General features: G+C 69.7%; 17 protein-coding genes. 8 read left to right on the top strand and 9 right to left on the bottom strand.

Features of this window, described 5'->3' with window-relative positions; all coding sequences use genetic code 11:
* Positions 1-98: 98 nt before the first annotated feature.
* The 4 genes from ACIBF5_RS31625 to ACIBF5_RS31610 form a co-directional block, all read right to left on the bottom strand.
* Entirely contained in the window at positions 99-2,219 is a 2,121-nt protein-coding gene (locus tag ACIBF5_RS31625) for a xanthine dehydrogenase family protein molybdopterin-binding subunit (RefSeq protein WP_396816556.1), read from the bottom strand.
* Complete coding sequence (locus ACIBF5_RS31620) at positions 2,216-3,208, bottom strand: FAD binding domain-containing protein (RefSeq protein ID WP_396816555.1); 993 nt, start codon at positions 3,206-3,208, stop codon at positions 2,216-2,218. The genes ACIBF5_RS31625 and ACIBF5_RS31620 overlap by 4 nt, the downstream gene beginning before the upstream one ends.
* A complete protein-coding gene (locus ACIBF5_RS31615) occupies positions 3,205-3,741 on the bottom strand; it encodes a (2Fe-2S)-binding protein (protein WP_396816573.1) in 537 nt (178 codons plus the stop codon). Before ACIBF5_RS31615 ends, ACIBF5_RS31620 begins: the two co-directional genes overlap by 4 nt.
* Positions 3,742-3,850: 109 nt before the next feature.
* Positions 3,851-4,516: an HAD family hydrolase gene (locus ACIBF5_RS31610; RefSeq protein ID WP_396816554.1), complete on the bottom strand. Its 666-nt coding sequence runs from the start codon at positions 4,514-4,516 to the stop codon at positions 3,851-3,853.
* Positions 4,517-4,904: 388 nt separating this feature from the next.
* On the opposite strand from ACIBF5_RS31610, the gene ACIBF5_RS31605 reads away from it, so the two are divergent.
* On the top strand, positions 4,905-6,173 hold the full coding sequence (locus ACIBF5_RS31605) for an Ig-like domain-containing protein (RefSeq protein ID WP_396816553.1): 1,269 nt from the start codon (positions 4,905-4,907) through the stop codon (positions 6,171-6,173).
* A gap of 94 nt (positions 6,174-6,267) precedes the next feature.
* On the opposite strand, the gene ACIBF5_RS31600 is transcribed toward ACIBF5_RS31605, so the two are convergent.
* Positions 6,268-6,714, bottom strand: coding sequence for a PPC domain-containing DNA-binding protein (locus ACIBF5_RS31600; RefSeq protein ID WP_396816552.1), 447 nt, complete (start codon positions 6,712-6,714; stop codon positions 6,268-6,270).
* 245 nt (positions 6,715-6,959) lie between these two features.
* Here ACIBF5_RS31600 and ACIBF5_RS31595 point away from each other — a divergent pair, with 245 nt between their 5' ends.
* Together ACIBF5_RS31595 and ACIBF5_RS31590 are read left to right on the top strand one after the other, a co-directional pair.
* On the top strand, positions 6,960-8,843 hold the full coding sequence (locus tag ACIBF5_RS31595) for a Xaa-Pro dipeptidyl-peptidase (RefSeq protein WP_396816551.1): 1,884 nt from the start codon (positions 6,960-6,962) through the stop codon (positions 8,841-8,843).
* A 113-nt stretch (positions 8,844-8,956) separates the two neighbouring features.
* Positions 8,957-9,805 (top strand): NAD-dependent epimerase/dehydratase family protein, encoded by an 849-nt coding sequence (locus tag ACIBF5_RS31590; RefSeq protein ID WP_396816550.1) that lies wholly within the window; start codon positions 8,957-8,959, stop codon positions 9,803-9,805.
* Between the two features lie 34 nt (positions 9,806-9,839).
* Here the strand turns inward: ACIBF5_RS31590 and ACIBF5_RS31585 are convergent, their stop codons facing one another.
* The gene (locus ACIBF5_RS31585) at positions 9,840-10,226 is read right to left on the bottom strand and encodes a RidA family protein (RefSeq protein WP_396816549.1); all 387 of its coding nucleotides are present in this window, start codon (positions 10,224-10,226) and stop codon (positions 9,840-9,842) included.
* Positions 10,227-10,252: 26 nt separating this feature from the next.
* Positions 10,253-11,407: a phospholipase D-like domain-containing protein gene (locus ACIBF5_RS31580; protein ID WP_396816548.1), complete on the bottom strand. Its 1,155-nt coding sequence runs from the start codon at positions 11,405-11,407 to the stop codon at positions 10,253-10,255.
* A 240-nt stretch (positions 11,408-11,647) separates the two neighbouring features.
* Between ACIBF5_RS31580 and ACIBF5_RS31575 the strand changes: the two genes are divergently transcribed.
* Positions 11,648-12,340, top strand: a complete 693-nt coding sequence (locus ACIBF5_RS31575) for a helix-turn-helix domain-containing protein (RefSeq protein WP_396816547.1) — start codon at positions 11,648-11,650, stop codon at positions 12,338-12,340.
* A gap of 55 nt (positions 12,341-12,395) precedes the next feature.
* Here the strand turns inward: ACIBF5_RS31575 and ACIBF5_RS31570 are convergent, their stop codons facing one another.
* Positions 12,396-12,788 (bottom strand): VOC family protein, encoded by a 393-nt coding sequence (locus ACIBF5_RS31570; RefSeq protein ID WP_396816546.1) that lies wholly within the window; start codon positions 12,786-12,788, stop codon positions 12,396-12,398.
* A 225-nt stretch (positions 12,789-13,013) separates the two neighbouring features.
* Between ACIBF5_RS31570 and ACIBF5_RS31565 the strand changes: the two genes are divergently transcribed.
* From ACIBF5_RS31565 to ACIBF5_RS31550, 4 genes are all read left to right on the top strand, one after another.
* Positions 13,014-13,160 (top strand): hypothetical protein, encoded by a 147-nt coding sequence (locus tag ACIBF5_RS31565; protein ID WP_170208794.1) that lies wholly within the window; start codon positions 13,014-13,016, stop codon positions 13,158-13,160.
* An 18-nt stretch (positions 13,161-13,178) separates the two neighbouring features.
* Entirely contained in the window at positions 13,179-14,636 is a 1,458-nt protein-coding gene (locus tag ACIBF5_RS31560) for a methyltransferase (RefSeq protein ID WP_396816545.1), read from the top strand.
* Positions 14,629-16,737 carry a sulfatase-like hydrolase/transferase gene (locus ACIBF5_RS31555; RefSeq protein ID WP_396816544.1) on the top strand — a complete coding sequence of 703 codons (2,109 nt, stop codon included), beginning with the start codon at positions 14,629-14,631 and terminating at the stop codon, positions 16,735-16,737. The genes ACIBF5_RS31560 and ACIBF5_RS31555 overlap by 8 nt, the downstream gene beginning before the upstream one ends.
* Positions 16,738-16,891: 154 nt before the next feature.
* A complete protein-coding gene (locus ACIBF5_RS31550; protein WP_396816543.1) occupies positions 16,892-18,175 on the top strand; it encodes a citrate synthase in 1,284 nt (427 codons plus the stop codon).
* Positions 18,176-18,256: 81 nt separating this feature from the next.
* Here ACIBF5_RS31550 and ACIBF5_RS31545 read toward each other — a convergent pair.
* Positions 18,257-19,066, bottom strand: an 810-nt coding sequence (locus tag ACIBF5_RS31545; RefSeq protein WP_396816542.1) for a glycosyltransferase family 4 protein, incomplete at its 5' end; no start/stop codon positions are given.

The following is a 19,066-nucleotide window of genomic DNA, read 5'->3' as shown; positions in this document are numbered from 1 at the left end:
TCAGGTCATGCTCCGGGTACGGATCGTAGCGAAAGGGAGGTGGTGATGCCACTGGTCGTTATCGATCTCCGGGCTGTCCGGTCACTCGCCGGGGGCTGTCACGCCTGGCGGGCGGAGCACTCCACCAGCAGTTTGTCCAGGCGGACGGGGAGTTCGCGGATCCGTACCCCGGTGGCGTGGTGCACCGCGTTGGCGACGGCCGCCGCGGTGCCCACGATGCCGATCTCGCCGACGCCCTTGACGCCGAGCGGGTTGAGGTGCGGATCGTCCTCGTCGATCCAGTGGGCGTCGATCGACTCGATGTCCGCGTTCGCCGCGATGTGGTAACTCGCGAGGTCGTGGTTGACCCAGTCACCGAAGCGGGAGTCGAGCAAGCCCTCCTCGTGCAGCGCCATCGAGATGCCCATGGTCATGCCACCGATGAGCTGCGAACGGGTCGTCGTCGGGTTGACCACCCGGCCGGCGGCGTAGACCCCGAGCATCCGCCCGACCCGGATCTCACCACTGTCCATGTCGACCCGTACCTCGGCGAAGTGGGCGCCGTAGGCGTAGCGCGTGTACGGGTTCTGCTCGGCCTGGGCGGCCAGGTCGTCGGTGGTGTCCTCGCGCACCCGCAGACCGCCGTCGGGGACCCGGCCGTCGGGCTGGGCGCGCAGCCGGTCCCGCAACTTCCCGCATGCCTTGACGACGGCCCACCCCCAGGAGGAGGTACCCATCGAGCCGCCGGCCACGAAGGCCATGCCCAGGTCGCTGTCGCCGATTCGGACCCGAACCCGTTCCGGGGCCACACCGAGGGCGTCCGAGGCGATCTGCCAGAGGACGGTACGCGCGCCGGTGCCGATGTCGGTGGCGTTGACCCCCACGTCGTACGAGCCGTCCGGGTTGGCCTGTGCGGTCGCGGTGGACGCACCGGCGCGGGACGGGTAACTCGCCCCGGCCACTCCGGTCCCGACCAGCCAGCGGCCCTGCCGGTGAACGCCGACCGCCGGGTTTCGCTCGGACCAGCCGAAGCGCCGTGTCCCCTCCCGCAGGCAGGCGACCAGGTTCCGGGTGCTGTACGGCCGTCCGTCCTCCGGGTCCGCGCCGGGGTCGTTGCGGATCCGGAGTTCGACCGGATCGACCCCGCAGGCGAGGGCGAGTTCGTCCAGTGCCGACTCCAGCGCGAACGACCCCGGGCACTCGCCCGGCGCACGCATCCAGAACGGTGTCGGTACGTCCAGCCGGGCGAGCCGGTGGGTGGTCCGGCGGTGCGGGGCGGCGTACATGCTCCGGCCGTACGTCGCGGTCTGCTCGGCGAACTCGGTCAGGGTGGAACTCTGGCTGATCGCGTCGTGTCCGAAGGCGGCGATTCGGCCGTCCGCGTCGGCGCCGAGCCGGACCCGTTGGATCGTCGGCGTGCGATAGCCGACCAGGGAGAAGAGGTGCTGGCGGGTGAGCGCCAACCGGACCGGCCGGTCGACCTGACGGGCGGCCATGGCGGCGAGCACCACCGGACAGCGCGTGTACCCCTTGGAGCCGAAACCGCCGCCGACGTGTTCGTTGATGATCCGGACGGCACCCGGGGAGAGGGCGAAGAGCTTGGCCAGGTTCTGCGCGATCCGGCTGGAGCCCTGGTTGGAGTCGTACGCCAGCAGGCGGCCGTCGAGCCAGTGCGCGGTCGCGGCGTGCGGTTCCATCGGGTTGTTGTGGTAGGCCGGGGTCCGGTAGACGTGGTCCACCCGCACCTCGGCCGACTCGAAGCCGGCGTCGAAGTCGCCGATCGCGGTGTCCGTCGGATATCCCGCGTTGACCCGCTCCGGTTTGTAGAGGCCCGGATGCCGTTCGGTCAGTACGGTGCTGTGCGGCAGGGTGTCGTAGTCGACCCGGACCAGGCCGGCGGCCTCCCGGGCCGCCTCCAGGGTCTCGGCCACCACCAGCGCCACCACCTGACCCCGGAAGCGCACCTCCGGCCGCTGCAACAGGAACAGGTCGTGGTCGGTCTCGTCGTGTAGTCGGGGGGCGTTGGCGTACCAGAGCACGCTCAGCACGCCGGGGGTGGCGAGCGCGGTGTCGGCGTCGACCCGGTTGATCTGGGCGCGGACCACGGTGGACTGCACCGGCCACGCGTACGCCACCCGGTCGACCGGGTACTCGACCGCGTACCGGGCGGCGCCGGTCACTTTCTCCCGGCCTTCCAACCGGGTCCGGGGCGTACCGACGGCACCGGCTGGCGCGGTCATCGGGTGGCCTCCTCGACCAGGTCGGCGAGGGTGCGTACGGTCAGGTTACGGATCAGTGGGATCTTGAAGCCGTTGTGTGGCAACGGTCGGGCGGCGGCGAGTTCCTCGTCGACGGCGAGCACGAAGCTCTCCATGGTCGCCGGGCGACCCCGTAGTCTCTCCTCGGCGAGCCGGGCCCGCCAGGGCCGGTGCGCCACCGCGCCGAAGGCGATCCGCGCCTCCCGGACCAGCGCGCCGTCCAGATCGAGCGCGACCGCGACGCTGCCGGCGGCGAAGGCGAACGACGCCCGGTCCCGGGCCTTGCGGTAGACCGAGCGCCGGGCGTAGGGCAGCGTCGGCACCCGGACCCCGGTGATCAGTGCGGCCGGCGCCATCGTGGTCTCCTGGTCGGGCCGGTCGCCCGGGAGGCGGTGGAACTCGGTGAGCGGGATCTCGCGTGCACCCTGGGGTTCGAGTACCTCCACCTGGGCGTCGAGCGCGGCGAGCGCCACGGCCATGTCCGAGGGGTGGGTCGCCACACACGACGGTGACCAGCCGAGAATCGCCAGGTCACGGTTCTGGCCGTCGAGCGCGGAGCAGCCCGATCCGGGGTCGCGCTTGTTGCACGGTTTGCCGACGTCCTGGAAGTAGAGGCAACGGGTCCGTTGCAGCAGGTTGCCGCCGACGGTGGCCATGTTGCGCAGTTGGCCGGAGGCGCCGGCGAGCAGTGCCCGGGACAGCAGCGGGAAGTCGCGCCGGACGGCCGGATGGGCGGCCAGGTCGGCGTTGCGTACGGTCGCGCCGATCCGCAGAGCACCGTCGGGCAGCGGCTCGACCGAGCCGAGGGGCAGCTGGGTGACGTCGACGAGCAGCCGGGGGCGTTGCACGTTCAGCTTCATCAGGTCGACCAGGTTCGTCCCGCCACCGAGGTACGCCGCGTCCGGTTCACCGGCGACGGTCCGTACCGCGTCGGCGGGGTCGGTGGCTCGCTGGTAGCGGAAGCCCCTCACCGGGTCGCCTCCGCCGTGGCGGTCGCCCTGATCGCCGACACGATCTGTGGGTACGCGGCGCAGCGGCAGAGGTTGCCGCTCATCCGTTCCCTGATCTCCTCGTCGGTCGTTCCGACCGTCGGGGCGGCCAGATCCTCCGTGACCGCGCTGGGCCAGCCCTGACGAATCTCGTCCAGCATGCCGGTGGCGGAGCAGAGCTGGCCGGAGGTGCAGTAGCCGCACTGGAAGGCGTCGTACTCGATGAAGTGTTCCTGCAGCGGTCGCAGGTCGGTGCCGTCGGCCAGGCCCTCGACGCTGACCACGGCGGAGCCGTCGGCGGCGACGGCGAAGATCAGGCAGCTCTTCACCCGGCGGCCGCCCAGCAGCACCGTGCAGGAACCGCACTGGCCGTGGTCACAGCCCTTCTTCGCCCCGGTGAGGCCGAGGTTCTCCCGCAGCGCGTCCAGGAGGGTGGTCCGGTTGTCCAGTGGGATCTGGTGCTGCCTCCCGTTGACCGCCAGGCTGATCGTCGAGCGTTCTGTCCCGTCGGGTATGCCCACCACGCCTCCCGCCCGTTCCTCCGGATAAGCGCAGATTATCCGGTTCGTGGCAAGAGTGAGGTTAGTTTCGGGTGGTCTGCTCGCCACCGCTGTGGCGGCGACTTCACCCGTGCGGCGTCACCAGCTCGCCCACCGTTGCGGCGGTCAGCTCACCGATGTTCGGGACGACCAGCGCCGCGAGCCGCTCGGCATCCGGGTCGAGGGGGTAGGAGGCGTGCGGTACGGCGACCACCCGCGTCCCCGCGCCACTGGCCGACCGTACGCCGTTCGAGGAGTCCTCGATCGCGACGCAGCGTTCCGGCGCCACCCCCAGCCGCTCCGCCACCTGGAGGTAGACGTCGGGCGACGGTTTGCCCCGGGCCACCTGTTCGGTCGAGAGGGTCACCGCGAAGGCGTCGGTCAGTCCGGTGGCCCGCAGTGCCGCCTCGATCAGCCTGGCCGGGGACGAGCTGGCCAGTCCCATCGGCCAGTTCGCGGCGAGTTCGCGGACCACCCGGTCGGCCCCGTCGATCAGCGGTACGTGATCCAGGTAGCGCCGGGCCATCTCGTCCACCACCTCGGTGGCGACCTGCTCGGGGGAGCGGTCGACGCCGAGTTCGGCGCTGAGGTAGAGGGCCCACTCGCCGGTGCTCATCCCCATCAGCCGGCGCTGGCTGTCGGGTTGCCAGGTGCCCCCGTGTGCGGCCACGTAGCGCCGACGGACCTCCTCCCACACCGGTTCGGAGTCCACGATCACGCCGTCCAGGTCAAAGATCACCGCGTCCGTCACCGCCCTATCGTGCCCGACCTGGTGACCGGGCCGGTCGGGGAGTCCCAATGTTCGGTCGGAGACGTCCTGTCGTGGGGGCGGAAGATGACCGCTGGTCCGTTCGGTGGTGATTACCCAGCGTGTGCACCGCTGGGCGATTTGGTGCGTCTGACCGATCGTCCCGGAGCCCTGGGGTCGTGAGTGGACGGTGTGCTTCCGCTCCTGGAGACCGTCGGCGACGTACCCGGAAACGCCGCTTCTACTCGCCGAAACGCCGAATCCACGGCTCTTGGGAGCCGTCTGGTCCGCGCGGGCGGGTGCGGTTCGGTCCATCTGCTGTGAACCCGCTCCGACGTTCCGGATGTCGTTACACAATGTGACGAGACGCTATCGGAATGGGGTGGGGATCATGAAAGAGAGGCGTCGGGCCACAAGCTGGGTGGCGGTGGTCGCTGCCGTACCACTGCTGGCCATTGCGGCCTGCACCAGCAGTCAGGACAAGAAGGATGCGGCGCCGCCAGCACCGCCGCCGCAGTTGGCGATCAGTCCCGCTGCGGACGCGAAGAACCTCCCGATCAGCACCGAGGTCGGACTGACCGTCACCGGCGGGAAGGTGAGCGAGGTAAAGCTCACCGACGACAAGGGTGGGCAGGTCGCGGGTGCGCTCCGGCCGGACGGTTCGTCCTGGATGCCGGATAAAGCACTGAAGAACAAACAGCGCTACACCGCCCAGGTGACCGCGACGAACGACGCGGGTAAGAGCGTGACCCAGACGACCAGTTTCACCACCATGGACAAACCGGCTAAGGAAGTCTTCTCCACCCTCTACCTCCAGGACAAACGGACGTACGGCGTCGCGATGCCGGTAACCGTCGACTTCGACCCGGGAGTGCCCAAGGAGCGCCGGGCCGACGTGCAGCGACGTCTGATCGTCAACACCAATCCGCCCCAGCGCGGAGCCTGGCACTGGACCGAGGACGGACAGCAGGTCTTCTACCGGGCGCCGGACTTCTGGAAGCCGGGTACGACCATCAGCGTCCGGGCAGCTCTCGCCGGCGTGCCGATGGGCAAGGAGGGCTTCGGCGACGAGGACCGGACCGCCACCGCGAAGATCGGTAACAAGGTCACCCTCGACATCGACAACGACACCAAGCAGATGTCGGTCTTCAAGGACGACAAGCTGGTCCGCAAGATTCCGGTCAGCCTCGGCAAGCCGAGCACCCCGACCTCCAGCGGAAAAATGGTGATCATGGAGAAGCACGAGCAGACGGTCTTCGACACCACCGGCTCGGCCGACCCGTACGTCGTCACCGTGCAGGACGCCCAACGGCTGACCTGGGGTGGTGAGTTCATCCACTCGGCGCCCTGGTCGGAGGGGGATCAGGGCAGCACGAACGTTTCGCACGGTTGCACCAACGTCTCGGCCGCCGATGCCGCCTTCCTCATGCGAACGACAAAGGTCGGTGACCTCGTCACCGTTCGGGGCACCGAGGTGCAACTTGAGGACGGCAACGGCTGGACCGCCTGGAACATGGACTGGAACGAGTACGTCAAGGGCAGCGCGCTGCCCGTACCCGAGGATTTGAAACCCGCTCCCGTCCCGCCGGCCGCGGCGGGTGTCCCCGCCGCCCCGCCCGCGAGCAACCCGGCTCCCGCCCCCAGCAACCCCGGCGGCTGACCCCGCCCGTAAGGAAGGGCCCCTTCTTATCGTTTTCGGTAGAGGAAGGGGCCCTTCCTCACTTCGGCGTTCGGACGGGGAGGGCGTGACGTGGTCAGCGTGACTGCTGGGTGGGGCGGATGACCGCGACGCCGGTCGCCGGGTCGAAGCGCTTGCCCAGGTCGGCGACGACCTCGGTGATGACGACCTCCAGGGTGGGCCAGACCGTGCCGCTGAGCAGGTGTCCGCCGAGCACCGAACCGTCCTGGCGGCCGAGCACCGCGTGCAGGTTCGGTTCCGCCCGTCCGTCGTGGTCGACGATGTCGCCCAGCAGAGACAGCACCTCCACCTGGCCGTCGACCGGTATCCGGGTGTAGTCCCGGGCCTCGCGGTCGTAGTAGCCCACCTCGCCGCCGGAGAAACCGCCGACGGCGGTGACCTGGGCGGCCCTGATGCCATGCGTACGCACCGCGCCGGTGATCGCCCCCACCGCCTCTTCCCCCTGCTCGCAGACGACCACCAGGACGCGCTGGTCCCGATCCGAGATCCGGGTGCTGTGCACGATGTCCCTCCACTGCGCTGATCGGGGTTCCCCGACCCGTCGGATACCCGTCCCCGGCGCCGGCAAGCGTGTGTGCGCCGTGCGTTCTCGCCGCGGGGGAGGGTCGAGCCACTGATTGATCGACTTTGGTCGGACCAATTGATCGACTACGCGCGGCGGCGCGCCTAGCATGTGTGGCCGATGGAAATGTCTCCATCCCTGCCCTGACCGGTTCCGGCCACCAGCCCGATCGAAGGGAACTGCCCATGCGCCGACCCCGTCGCCTGGTACTGCTCAGCACCACCCTGACCGGCGCGCTGATCCTGACCGCGCCCGCTGCGCCCGCGATCGCCGGGCCGACCCCGCCACCGACCATTGTGGTCAGTGACGGCATGACCCAGCCGGTCTTCTCGTTCGCCGACGCGATCGAGCAGCGCGTTTTCGTGCAGACGCCGCTGGACACCGATCACGACGGCCGCCTGGACCGGGTCGCGATCGACATCTCCCGTCCCGCCGAAACCGCCACCCGGGGCTTCAAGGTGCCGGTGATCTTCGAGCACAGCCCGTACCGCAAGGACACCTGGGGTGACGTGCCGTACCCGAGTGTGCTGGTGGACGAGCTGCCGCAGAACGGGCTGACCAGCCGCGACGGAGCGCGCTCGGCCGCCGGTGGCGAGACCCGGCGCGCGGTGGCCAAGGCCAACCTGCCCGGCTCGCTGGACGACTACTACGTGCCGCGCGGGTACGCGGTGGTGCTCGGCCAGAGCATCGGCACCGGCGACTCGGACGGCTGCCCGACCAGCGGCGACCGGGCCGAGACGCTCGGCACCAAGGCGGTCATCGACTGGCTCAACGGCCGGGCCCGGGGCTTCGACGCGAACGGTGCCCCGGTCACCGCCGACTGGACCACCGGTTCGGTCGGCATGACCGGGGTCTCCTACAACGGCACATTGCCGAACATGGTCGCCACCACCGGGGTCAAGGGGCTCAAGACGATCATCCCGGTCTCCGCGATCAGTAGCTGGTACGACTACTACCGGGCGAACGGCCTGGTCGTGGCCCCCGGCACGTACCAGGGTGAGGACACCGACATCCTGGCGCAGTACACCGCCGGGCAGGCGCGGGCCGAGGGAACCTGCGCCGACGAGATCGCCGAGATCACCCGGGAACAGGACCGGGTCACCGGCGACTACAGTCGGTTCTGGGCGGAGCGTGACTACCTCGACGGGGCGCGTGACGTGAAGGCCAGCGTCTTCGTCGTGCACGGGCTCAACGACTGGAACGTCAAGACGGAGAACTTCGCCGGCTGGTGGGACCAGCTCGCCCGGTACGACGTACCGCGCAAGATCTGGTTGCACCAGGGCGGTCACGGCGGGCCGGGCAGTGGCGCCACCGTACCCCTGCCGGACGGGCGGTCCTGGACCTACAAGCAGACCGAGAACCGCTGGTTCGACTACTGGTTGTGGCGGGTGCCCAACGGCATCATGGACGAGCCGACCGCGGTGGTGCAGCGGGAGAACCGCAGCTACACCACGTACGCGAACTGGCCCGACCCGGGTGCCCGCGAGGTCGACCTGCGGTTCGCCGCCACCAGCCCGACCGCGCCCGGCACCCTGACCAGTGGCAAGCAGCCGAAGGGCAAGGTCGAGCAGAGCTTCGTCGACCAGGGGCGGACCATCGCGCCGACCGACCTCGTCGCGCAGCCGGACGCGGCCAACCCGAACCGGCTGGTCTACACCTCGCCCGTGCTCGACCAGGACGTCCGGCTTTCGGGTCGGCCGGAGATGCGGCTGCGGATGGCGATCGACAACAAGCCGGACGCGAACCTCACCGCGTACCTGGTCGACTACGGTCCGGCCGGTTCGACCGCCGCTCCGGTTGTGGTCACCCGGGGCTGGACGGACCCGCAGAACCGCAAGGACGACGACCGTACCGAAAAGGTCAAACAAGGCAAACTGTACGACTACCGGTGGACCCTGGAGCCGAAGGACTACATTTTCGCCGCCGGGCACCGGATCGGTGTGGTCGTCTTCTCCACCGACCAGGAGTACACCCTGCTGCCGCTCGGAGGCACCCGGCTGAGGGTCGCGCCGCACGACAGTGAGCTGCGTGTCCCCGTGGTCGGCGGGCGTTCCGCGCTCGGTTTCTGAGCACCGTACGTCGACAGCGCACCGTCAGCACCGAATCGGCCGTCGGGGAGTCATTCCCGGCGGCCGATTGGCTAGATTGACCTCATGATCTCGTGTGTGGGTACGGAACAGTGGTGACCCGGGTCGCGGTCACCGGCGGCAGTGGCAAGCTCGGTCGTGCGGTGGTGACGGAGCTGCTCGACCACGGTTACCAGGTGGTCAACCTCGACGTGGCACCGCCGGCCGAGTCGCGCTGCCCGTACACGAAGGTGGACCTGGCCGACTACGGCCAGACGGTCGAGGCGCTGAGCGCGATCGACGACCGGCACGGCGGTGTCGACGCGGTGGTGCACCTCGCCGCGATCCCTGCCCCCGGTCTGCGGACCAACTCGGCGACGTTCCACCACAACATCGCCGTCACCTACAACGTCTTCACCGCCGCGCGTGCCGTCGGCATCCGGAACGTGGTCTGGGCGTCCAGCGAGACCCTGCTCGGGCTGCCGTTCGAGACCCCGCCGCCGTACCTCCCGATCGACGAGGGCTACCCGTCCCGACCGGAGAGCAACTACGCGCTGGTCAAGCACCTGGAGGAGGAGCTGGCCGGCAAGCTGTGTCGGTGGGAGCCGGAACTGAAGATGCTCGGCCTGCGGTTCTCCAACGTGATGGAACCGGCGGACTACGCAGCCTTCCCCGGCTTCGACGCCGACCCCACACTGCGCAAGTGGAACCTCTGGGCCTACATCGACGGTCGGGACGGCGCCCAGGCCGTCCGCCTGGCGCTGGAGCACCAGGCGACCGGGGTGGAGGTGTTCATCATCGCCAACGCCGACACGGTGATGAGCCGACCCAGCGCGGAGTTGGCCGCGGAGTACTTCCCGGACGTCCCGCTCACCCGGGAACTGGTCGGCAACGAGACCCTGATGTCGATCGACAAGGCCCGCCGCATCCTCGGCTACGAGCCCCGGCACAGCTGGCACGGCTGAGCTTCGTCGCACCGTGTTCGAGAACGGGCGCCCGCTATCCGGCCCGCCGGGCGTCCACCTCGATCTCGATCTTCATGCGGGGGTCGGCGAGTCCGCAGACCATCATCGTGGCGGCCGGCCGGACCGCGCCGAAGTAGCGGCGCAGCACGGGCCAGCACGGTGCGAAGTCCGCCCGGTCGGGCAGCAGGTAACGCACCCGTACGACGTCCGCGAAGCCGCACCCCGCCTCGGTCAACGCGGCCCCGATGTTGCGCAGGCACTGCTCGGCCTGCTCCACCACGTCGTCGGAGATCGTCATGGTGCGATAGTCGAAGCCGGTCGTCCCGGACACGTACACCCGGTCGCCGTCGACCACCGCGCGGGCGTACCCGATCTGCTCCTCGAAGGTCGAGCCGCTGAGGATCAGGCGTCGTTCCGTCATGGGTCGCAGGTTAGGCGAAGCGACCCCTAGGCGCCGCCGGCGAACCGCTCGCCCGCGGCGATGATCCGTTGGATCTCGGCTCGGAAGAAGGCGGTCAGTTCGGCGCACCGGGCAAGGTTGACCGGGCCGCCCTCGCTGGTCGGCAGCTCCGCGTACGGGCTGCCGAGCACGAAGATGTTCTCGTCGTTGTACTGGTTCGCCGGTGCGGTGTAGTTGAACGAACCGGCGATCACCGTACTGTCGTCGATCGTCATCAGCTTATGGTGCAGCTTGCCGAACGCGGGGGACCTGACCGGTGCGTAGAGCGCGATCTGCGCCCGGTTCAGGTCGTGTGTCGCGGCCCAGCGCTGCGCTCCCTGCCCGGGATCGACCGCCCCGGTCACCGTACGGCCGGCGGCAGCCAGCGCGATCATGGCGTCGTCCAGCCCGGACGAGCCGGCGAAGGTGAAGACCGCGAAGTCGACCCGCTCGGTCGCCTTCAACATCTGTTTCATGATCTCCAACTCGGGGGCATGGTCCGGCGCGAACAACACCTTCACCGGCACCCCGCCGACGTTGTAGGCCCGGGGCACCCGGCCGTGCGCGCCCCGCCCGAACTGTCCGGCGCGGAGCTGGGCGAACTCGCCCGCGTACGCCTGGCAGATCCGCGCGTCGTGGAAGATCACCAGGTGGTTGAGGTTGCGATGGCAGTCGGTACCGGTGAAGTTCGCCGACCCGGAGAGCACCGCCGAGCTGGCGCCCGCTCGCCTCCGATAGTCGCGCACGATGAACTTCTGGTGGAAGATCTCCGGGTTGTAGTCCGCCTTCACATCGATCGCGCAGCGCAGCAGCGCCGCCATGATTGTGCGATTCGGTTCGAGGCTGCGTGCGCCCGGTTCGGCCGACCACTGGACCCGGTGCTGGGCGGCCACACTCGATTCGCCGGTCCGCGCCGCCACTTTCGGCGGTTTGGCCGTACGGAGATAGTCCTGTTCGAGAACGATTCGGATATCGACGCCACGAAATTTGGCGTCCAGCAGTGCCTGCGCGATCGGCTCCGAGTCGAGTTCCTGTACGGCCACGTCCAGCGATTCACGAGCATCGGCGATGAACCCGATGATGACCTGTTCGAGATCGTCTGCGGCGCCGAGTTCGGGCGGCCCGACGAAGGCTTCGATCTTGCCCGTGGCGAAGCTTGTCATAACCCTCAGGCTGACACCACGACCCGTCGCGCGGTGTCGGGTTCACGGACAATGCCCGTGCCGGAACATGCACCAGCGGCACGAGCGCCACATTCCGACGTCATTCGAGGTACCGGGACGGAAACGAAAGGTCCCGGACGGAACGGAAGCCGTTCCTCTTATTCACCTCTTCTCTTTCCTTGCGTTCCGTTCGCGGTGTCGGAGGTGACTCGGTGCGGGCGCGGTGGCAGTCTGGTGGGCGTGTACCGGGAGACGGGGTCCGAGGCGGTCGCCGGGGCGGTGCTCTGGTGGAGCACGGTGCCCCCGGAGGCCGCGCCGAGCCGGATCCTGCCGGACGGCTGTCTCGACCTGATCTGGTCCTCGCACCAGGGCCTGCTGGTCGCCGGGCCCGACACCACCGCCCAGGTGGGGGAGGGAACAGCAGGGGAGCGGTACGTCGCACTGCGGTTTCCGCCCGGCACCGGCCCGGCGGTTTTCGGCGTCCCCGCGTACGAACTGCGTGACCAGCGGGTCCCGCTCGCCGCCCTCTGGTCCGGCCCCCGTGTGCGGGAACTCGACGAGCGGGTCGCGTACGCGGACCGGCCCGACCGGGTGCTGGAGGCGATCGCGTCGGAGCGCCTACGGGAGGGTGGCGGCCCCGACCCGATCGCCCGACCCGTTGTCGCCCGACTCGACCGGGGTGTGGACGTGGCGGGCACCGCCGCCGCACTCGGGCTCGATCCCCGTCAGCTACACCGGCGTAGCCGTACGTTGTTCGGCTACGGGCCGAAGACCCTCGCCCGGATCCTGCGGATGCAGCGGGCGCTGGCCCTGCTCCGGGCCGGGGTCCCGGCCGCTGAGGTCGCCGCACGGAGCGGCTACGCCGACCAGCCGCACCTGTCCCGCGAGTTCCGGGGGTTGACCGGCGTACCGCCGCGTGAGCTGGTCACCTGACCGGCGGTCTCGCACCTGACGGTCTCGCACCTGACGGTCGCCCGCCGGGTGTGGCTCAGCCCAGGGGGGCGAAGAGGTCCACGCCGTTGCCGTCCGGGTCGAGCAGTGTCGCGTAGCGCTGACCCCAGAACGCGTCCCAGGGCTTGAGGTGACCGGTGTAGCCGGCCTCGGTCAGTTTGTCGTACATGGCGTCGACCTCCGCCGGGCTGTCGCAGAGGAAGGCGAGGCTGGCCCGGGCAGTGCCGGTGGGCGGCGTCCAGGACGGGTCGAACGAGGCGATCATCTCGGTGGTGTCCCAGGCGAGCCGGAGCCCGCCGGGGAGCGTCACCTCCACGTGCGGCTCGCTGTCGGCCTCGGCGGGGATCTCGAAACCGAGCTGGCGGTAGAAGCTCAGGGAACGGGACATGTCGGCCACGGCCAGGCCAATCAGGTTGAGACGAGGTGTCATCGGCCCACCGTAGGGGTGCGCCGAGCCGTCCGTCTTGAAGGAATCGGACACCGCGCGGCAGCCGAAAGCGGACACCGGGGACAAGGTCCGCAGTGCGTCTGCGAGCGGGAGATCTGCCGCGTACGGTGTGGTTAACGGGACCTGAACCCCAGACCAGCACAAGGTTTCCAGTCGGGTTTCGGGTCACCAGGCGGGACGAACAGGAACAGGAAAGGGGCGGCCGAGATGGACCTGGCCTATCTGGATGCCGGATCCGGCAGTCTCATCGTGCAGGCGGTGATCGGTGGTGCCGCCGGGGTGGCGGTCGCCGCCAAGCTCTATTGGCGGCGGCTCTTCGGCCGCTTCCGCCGGCAGCCGGCCGAGAAGGACTGAGTGGGGACCCGGGCGCCGATGTCACCATCACGACTCTCGCTCACCGATGACGGCCTCCGTACCGAAGCGGGCTCGTTCCGTGACCCCGGCAACCGGGTTTTCTACCTCGATGGTCAGGTGCTGCGCGGGCTCGACCGTCAGGCGACCGAGGACTGGCACGCGCTGACCGCCAGCGACTTCTTCGCGCCCCTGCTCACCAGCGGCAAAATCTGCGGCACCGAGCCGGTCGACCGGGAACCGCTGCCGGAGGCGGCGCGTGACCGGTGGGACACGGTGCTGCGCCACGAGCGGATTCCCTTCGTCTCCTACCCGTACGAGTGGTCGTTCGGGATGCTCCGCGACGCCGCGCTGCTGCACCTGGAGATCCTGGCCGCCGCGCTGCCCGCCGGTTTCAGCACCAAGGACGGTTCGGCGTACAACCTCCAGTGGCGTGGTGCCGCACCGGTCTTCATCGACATCGGCTCGTTCGAACCGGCGCGTGAGGGCGAACCCTGGGCCGGTTACCGGCAGTTCTGCCAGACCATGCTCTACCCGCTGATGATCCAGGCCCACCTCGGACTGGACTTCCAACCGTGGCTGCGGTCCCGGATCGACGGCGTCGAACCGGGCCAGATGCGGCGGCTCTTCGCCGGCACCCGCCGCTTCGCCGCCGGGGTTTTCACACACGTACGCCTGCACGACGCGATGCAGGCCCGGCACGCCACCACGAGCACCGGGGCGGTTCGGGAGGAGTTGCGCCACGCCGGGTTCAGCCGCGAGCTGGTGCAGGCGACCGTACGGGGCCTGGAGCGGCTGGTACGCCGACTCGACGGGGCACCAGCGGCCAGCCACTGGGGGCGTTACCGCACGACGTGCAGCTACTCCGAGGCTGACCGGGAGCACAAGGAGCGATTCGTCGAGACGGCCCTGACCGGCACCGGCAACCGTCCGGAACTCGTGCTCGACCTCGGCGCCAACGACGGGGACTACTCGCGCCTCGCCGCCCGGCACAGCGAGTACGTCGTCGCCGTGGAAAGCGACCCGGGCATGGTCGAGCAGCTCTACCAGCGGCTGCGCGCCGACGGTGAGCGGCGGATCATGCCACTCCTGCTCGACCTGGCCGACCCGTCGCCGGGCGGTGGTTGGCGGGGTGCCGAACGGGCCCCGTTCGCGGCACGGGCCGACGCCGACGCCGTGCTCGCGCTCGCCGTCATCCACCACCTGGCCATCGGGCGGAACGTGCCGCTGGACGAGATCGTCGACTGGCTGGTGGGCTTCCTGGCGAAGGCGGGCCCCCGGGGCCGACTGGTGGCGGAGTTCGTGCACCCGGAGGACCCGATGGCCCAGCGGTTACTGGCGAACAAGCCGGCCGGACTCTTCCCCGACTACCGCCGGGAGGAGTTCGAGAGGTTGCTGGCCCGACGGTGCGAGATCATCGCCCGGGAGGAGCTGCCGTCCGGCACCCGCACCCTCTACGTCGGGGTGCCCCGTGGCTGAGTCGCCCCGACCGCCGGAGGTGTCCGGCCCGCCGGTGCCCAGCAGCGCGACGAAGCACGGTAGGCGGACTTTTCTCCGCTGGGGGCGGGGTGAGGCGCCGAGGCTGCTGGAGATCCTGGCCCTCTGCGGGCTCGTGATCACCCAGCCGCTGCTCGACGTCACCGGACGCAGCCCGGACTTCTTCCTCTTCTACGGTGCCGGGCCGGCCGACGTCCTGCTCCTGGTCGCGGTCTTCACGCTGCCGGTCCCGCTGCTGCTCTGGGGAATCGGCGCGCTCACCCGACTGATCGGCCCGGTGGTGCGCGCCGCCGTACACACCGGCACCCTCGGACTGCTGTTCGCCGCACTCGCGATCCAGGTCGGCAAGCACCTGCTGCCGGTGCGGGGAGTGCCGCTGCTGCTGATCGCACTGCTGGTCGGCGCCGCCGGCGCGTACGCCTACCGGCGCTTCAGGGCGGCCGGACAACTGCTGCGGGTGGCCGCAGTCGGACCGCTGGTCTTCGCCCTGCTCTTCGTCTTCACCTCACCCGCGTCGGCGGTGGTCCTGCCGGCCGAGGACGGCTCGGGGCCGGGCGCGGCCCGTCGGGCGGCCAGCCACCCACCGGTGGTGATGCTGGTCCTCGACGAGCTGCCGCTGGTTTCCCTGCTCGGGCCCGGAGGCACCATCGACGCCGAGCGGTTCCCGAACTTCGCCGCGCTCGCCGGCGAGTCGACCTGGTACCGCAACGCCACCGGGGTGAGCGGTTGGACCCCGTACGCGCTGCCGGCGATGTTGACCGGCCGCTATCCGTCGTCGGTGCGGGCCCCGCACTACTCGCAGTACCCGGACAATCTCTTCACCGCCCTGCACGGCACCTACGACCTCAAGGTGCAGGAGAGCATCAGCCAACTCTGTCCGCCGACTGCCTGCGCCGAGCGCAAGGCACCCGTTGCCGGTGGCCTGCCGGTGCTGCTGCGGGAGAGCGCCGGGCTGCTGCGGCAGATCGCCTCGCCGGTCGACGTGCCGGACGACCCCGAGTCGTCGTACCGCGAGGCGACCCGGGAGGAAGCCGGCCTCGCCGAAGAGGAGGAGCAGCCGCCACCGACCGACCCGAGGTTCCGCTGGGGTCAGCTCGACGTCAACCAGCCGGCCCGGTTCACCGAGTTCCTCGCCGGTCTGCACCCGGCACCCCGCCCGACGCTGCACTTCCTGCACCTGCTGATGCCGCACACGCCGTGGAACTACCTGCCCTCCGGGATGCGCTACGACTCCCCGCCCGGGATGCCCAACGACGGCGACGGTTGGGTGGAACTTGCCCGGGAACGCCATCTGCGGCAACTCGGGTACACCGACCGCCTGATCGGCGAAACCCTCCGTACGTTGCGCTCCTCCGGGCTCTACGACGACGCGATGCTGGTGGTGACCGCCGACCACGGCCTCAGCTTCACCCCCGGGGTCCAGGGCCGGGGGCGGGCCGCGATCGACCGGGCCCCGGGGGAGGTGGCGTGGGTGCCGCTGTTCATCAAGGAGCCGGGCCAGCGGGCCGGGCGGGTCGACGACCGCAACTGGGAGCACGTCGACCTGTTGCCGACCATCGCCGACCAGGCACACGTGGAGATTCCGTGGCCGGTCGAGGGCCTGGTCGCGCCGCGCGAGACTCGGGAACGGTCCGAGAAACGCTTCCACGACCAGCCCACCTTCGCGCTACAGCTTCCCGGGGACACCTTTGCCAAGGTGCTCGACGGGAGTGCCTGGCCGAAGCTGCCCGCGCCGCCGTTCCCGGAACTGGTCGGCCGCGCTGTCACTGAGTTGTCGGTCAGTAACGACAACACGGCCGCGACAGTGACGAACCGGGCGGCCTTCGACAACGTCGACCCGGCCGGTGGGCGGTTGCCCGCGTTGATCTGTGGCACGGTGCCGGCGTCGGTGCCCACCGGTGCCCGGTTGGCGGTCGCGGTGAACGGCCGCATCGGCGCGGTCGTGCCGGTGGTGGAGCCGGACAAGAACGGCCGCCGTTTCGGGGCCCTGATCAGCGACGAGTCACTCTTCGTGCCAGGGGCGAACCGACTGGAGTTGTTCCTGGTCAATGACGGTCAGGCGGTGCGCCGGTTGCGGGTGTGACTCCGTCGACATCCGAGATCCCAGTTTCGCAAGTGGGGTGATGCGTGACGCATCCCTCACCGCTCGACCATGACCAGATGTTGGTTCCACGCCGCGGATACCGTAGGAACAAAGGCAATTCAACGAAGATTTTGCCGCCGAAGCGAGGAACCACATGACGGATGTCAAGCTCGACCACCCCGGCGGGCAACTGTCTATGCCGGTGCGGGCCGCTGTCGAGGGCCCGTCCGGGATCGGCGTCGGCAAGCTGTTGAGCGAGACCGGGTACGTCACCTACGACCCGGGTTTCGTCAACACCGCCGCCTGCTCCTCGGAGATCACCTACATCGACGGGGACGCGGGTATTCTCCGCTACCGCGGATACCCCATCGACCAGCTCGCGGAGAAAGCCTCCTTCCTTGAGGTCTCCTACCTGCTGATCTACGGTGAGCTGCCGACCGCCCAGCAGTTGACCGAGTTCAGCGAGTGGATTCGCCGGCACTCGTTGCTGCACGAGGAGATGCGGCGCTTCTTCGACGGGTTCCCGCGTGACGCCCACCCGATGGCGGTGCTCTCGTCGGCGGTGAGCGCCATCTCCACCTTCTACCAGGACAGCCTGGACCCGTTCGACCAGGAGCACGTGGAAATCTCCACGGTGCGCCTGATGGCCAAGGTTCCGACCATCGCGTCGTATGCGTACAAGAAGTCGATCGGCCAGGCACAGCTCTATCCGGACAACTCGCTCGGCTACGTCGAGAACTTCCTGCGCATGACCTTCGGCGTACCGGCGGAGGAGTACGAGGTCGACCCCGTGGTCGCGCGGGTGCTGGACATGCTCTTCGTGCTGCACGCCGACCACGAGCAGAACTGCTCCACCTCGACCGTCCGGCTGGTCGGCTCCAGCCAGGCCAACCTGTTCGCCTCGGTCTCGGCCGGTGTGAACGCCCTCTTCGGTCCCCTGCACGGCGGCGCGAACCAGGCGGTGCTGGAGATGCTGGAGGGAATCCGGGCCGAGGGTGGCGACGTCCAGTCCTTCGTGCGCCGGGTCAAGGCCAAGGAGCAGGGCGTCAAGCTGATGGGCTTCGGCCACCGGGTCTACAAGAACTACGACCCGCGGGCTGCCATCGTGAAGAAGGCGGCGCAGGACGTACTGGCCCGGATGAACAAGCCGGACCCGCTGCTCGACCTCGCGCTGCAACTGGAGGAGATCGCGCTCGCCGACGACTTCTTCGTATCGCGGCGGCTCTACCCGAACGTGGACTTCTACACCGGCCTGATCTACAAGGCCATGGGATTCCCGACGAAGATGTTCACGGTGCTCTTCGCCCTGGGCCGGCTTCCCGGCTGGATCGCCCAGTGGCGCGAAATGATCCAGGACCCGGAGACCAAGATCGGCCGTCCCCGGCAGATCTACACCGGTGCCGCCGAGCGGGCCTTCGTACCGGTCGAGCAACGCTGAACCACGCGCGGCACAGACCGCCGCGACGCGACCGGCCGCCGACGCCCTCGGGCATCGGCGGCCGGTGCCGTATCCGCCGGGTCAGCGCCCGCCGGCGCCCACCAGCAGGTTCCCGGCCGGGATGGAGAGCGCCGGACGACCGTGTGCCATCCGGTGCGTCGCCTGCTCGGCAGTGAACGTCGCCGACTGACTGATCGCACTCGCGTACGTCACCCCGGTGCGCTGTGCGATCGACGCCCAGCCATATTCGTCGGCCACCATCCGCCGAGCCCGCCGGGCCAGCTCCCGTGCCCGGCCACTGTCGGCCAGCAGGGCGTGTACGGCGTCCGCCAACGCGTCCGGGTCCTTCGGCTGGAAGGTCATCCCGGTCACCCCGGTCTCGACGATCTCGGCCAGTCCACCGGTCGCGGCGACGGCGAGCGGGGCACCAGCCGCCGCTCCCTCCAACGCGACCATGCCGAACGGCTCGTAGATGCTCGGTACCGCGAAGCAGTCCGAGGCCGCCATCATCGCCGGCAGGTCGGATCCGCCCAGGAACCCGGGCAGGGTCACCGCCGCGCGTACGCCGAGCCGGTCGATGTCCGCCTCGAGTTCACCCCGGTACGGCCCGTCCCCCGCGATCACCAGACGCAGCCCGGGGTGTTCCCGCCGCAGCCGGGGCAGGCCGGCGATCAGGTGCTGGACGCCCTTCTCGTAGACCAGCCGCCCGGCGAAGGTGACCAGCGGGCCTTCGCCGGCGAACCGCTCGCGGGCGGCGGCGACGGCGGCGGCACTGGCCTGCCAACGGTGTGTCTCCACTCCGTTGGGGACGACGTCGATGCGGGTGGTGGGGAGGTTGAAGAGGTTGTTGACCTGGTCGCGCATGTAGCCGGAGCAGGTGATGACGCGGTC

The sequence above is a fragment of the Micromonospora sp. NPDC050417 genome (assembly GCF_044458865.1).
In the GTDB taxonomy this organism is placed as follows: Bacteria; Actinomycetota; Actinomycetes; order Mycobacteriales; family Micromonosporaceae; genus Micromonospora_G.
Note: the sequence above shows the minus strand (reverse complement) of the source record. Positions and strands in the feature narration are given on the sequence as shown.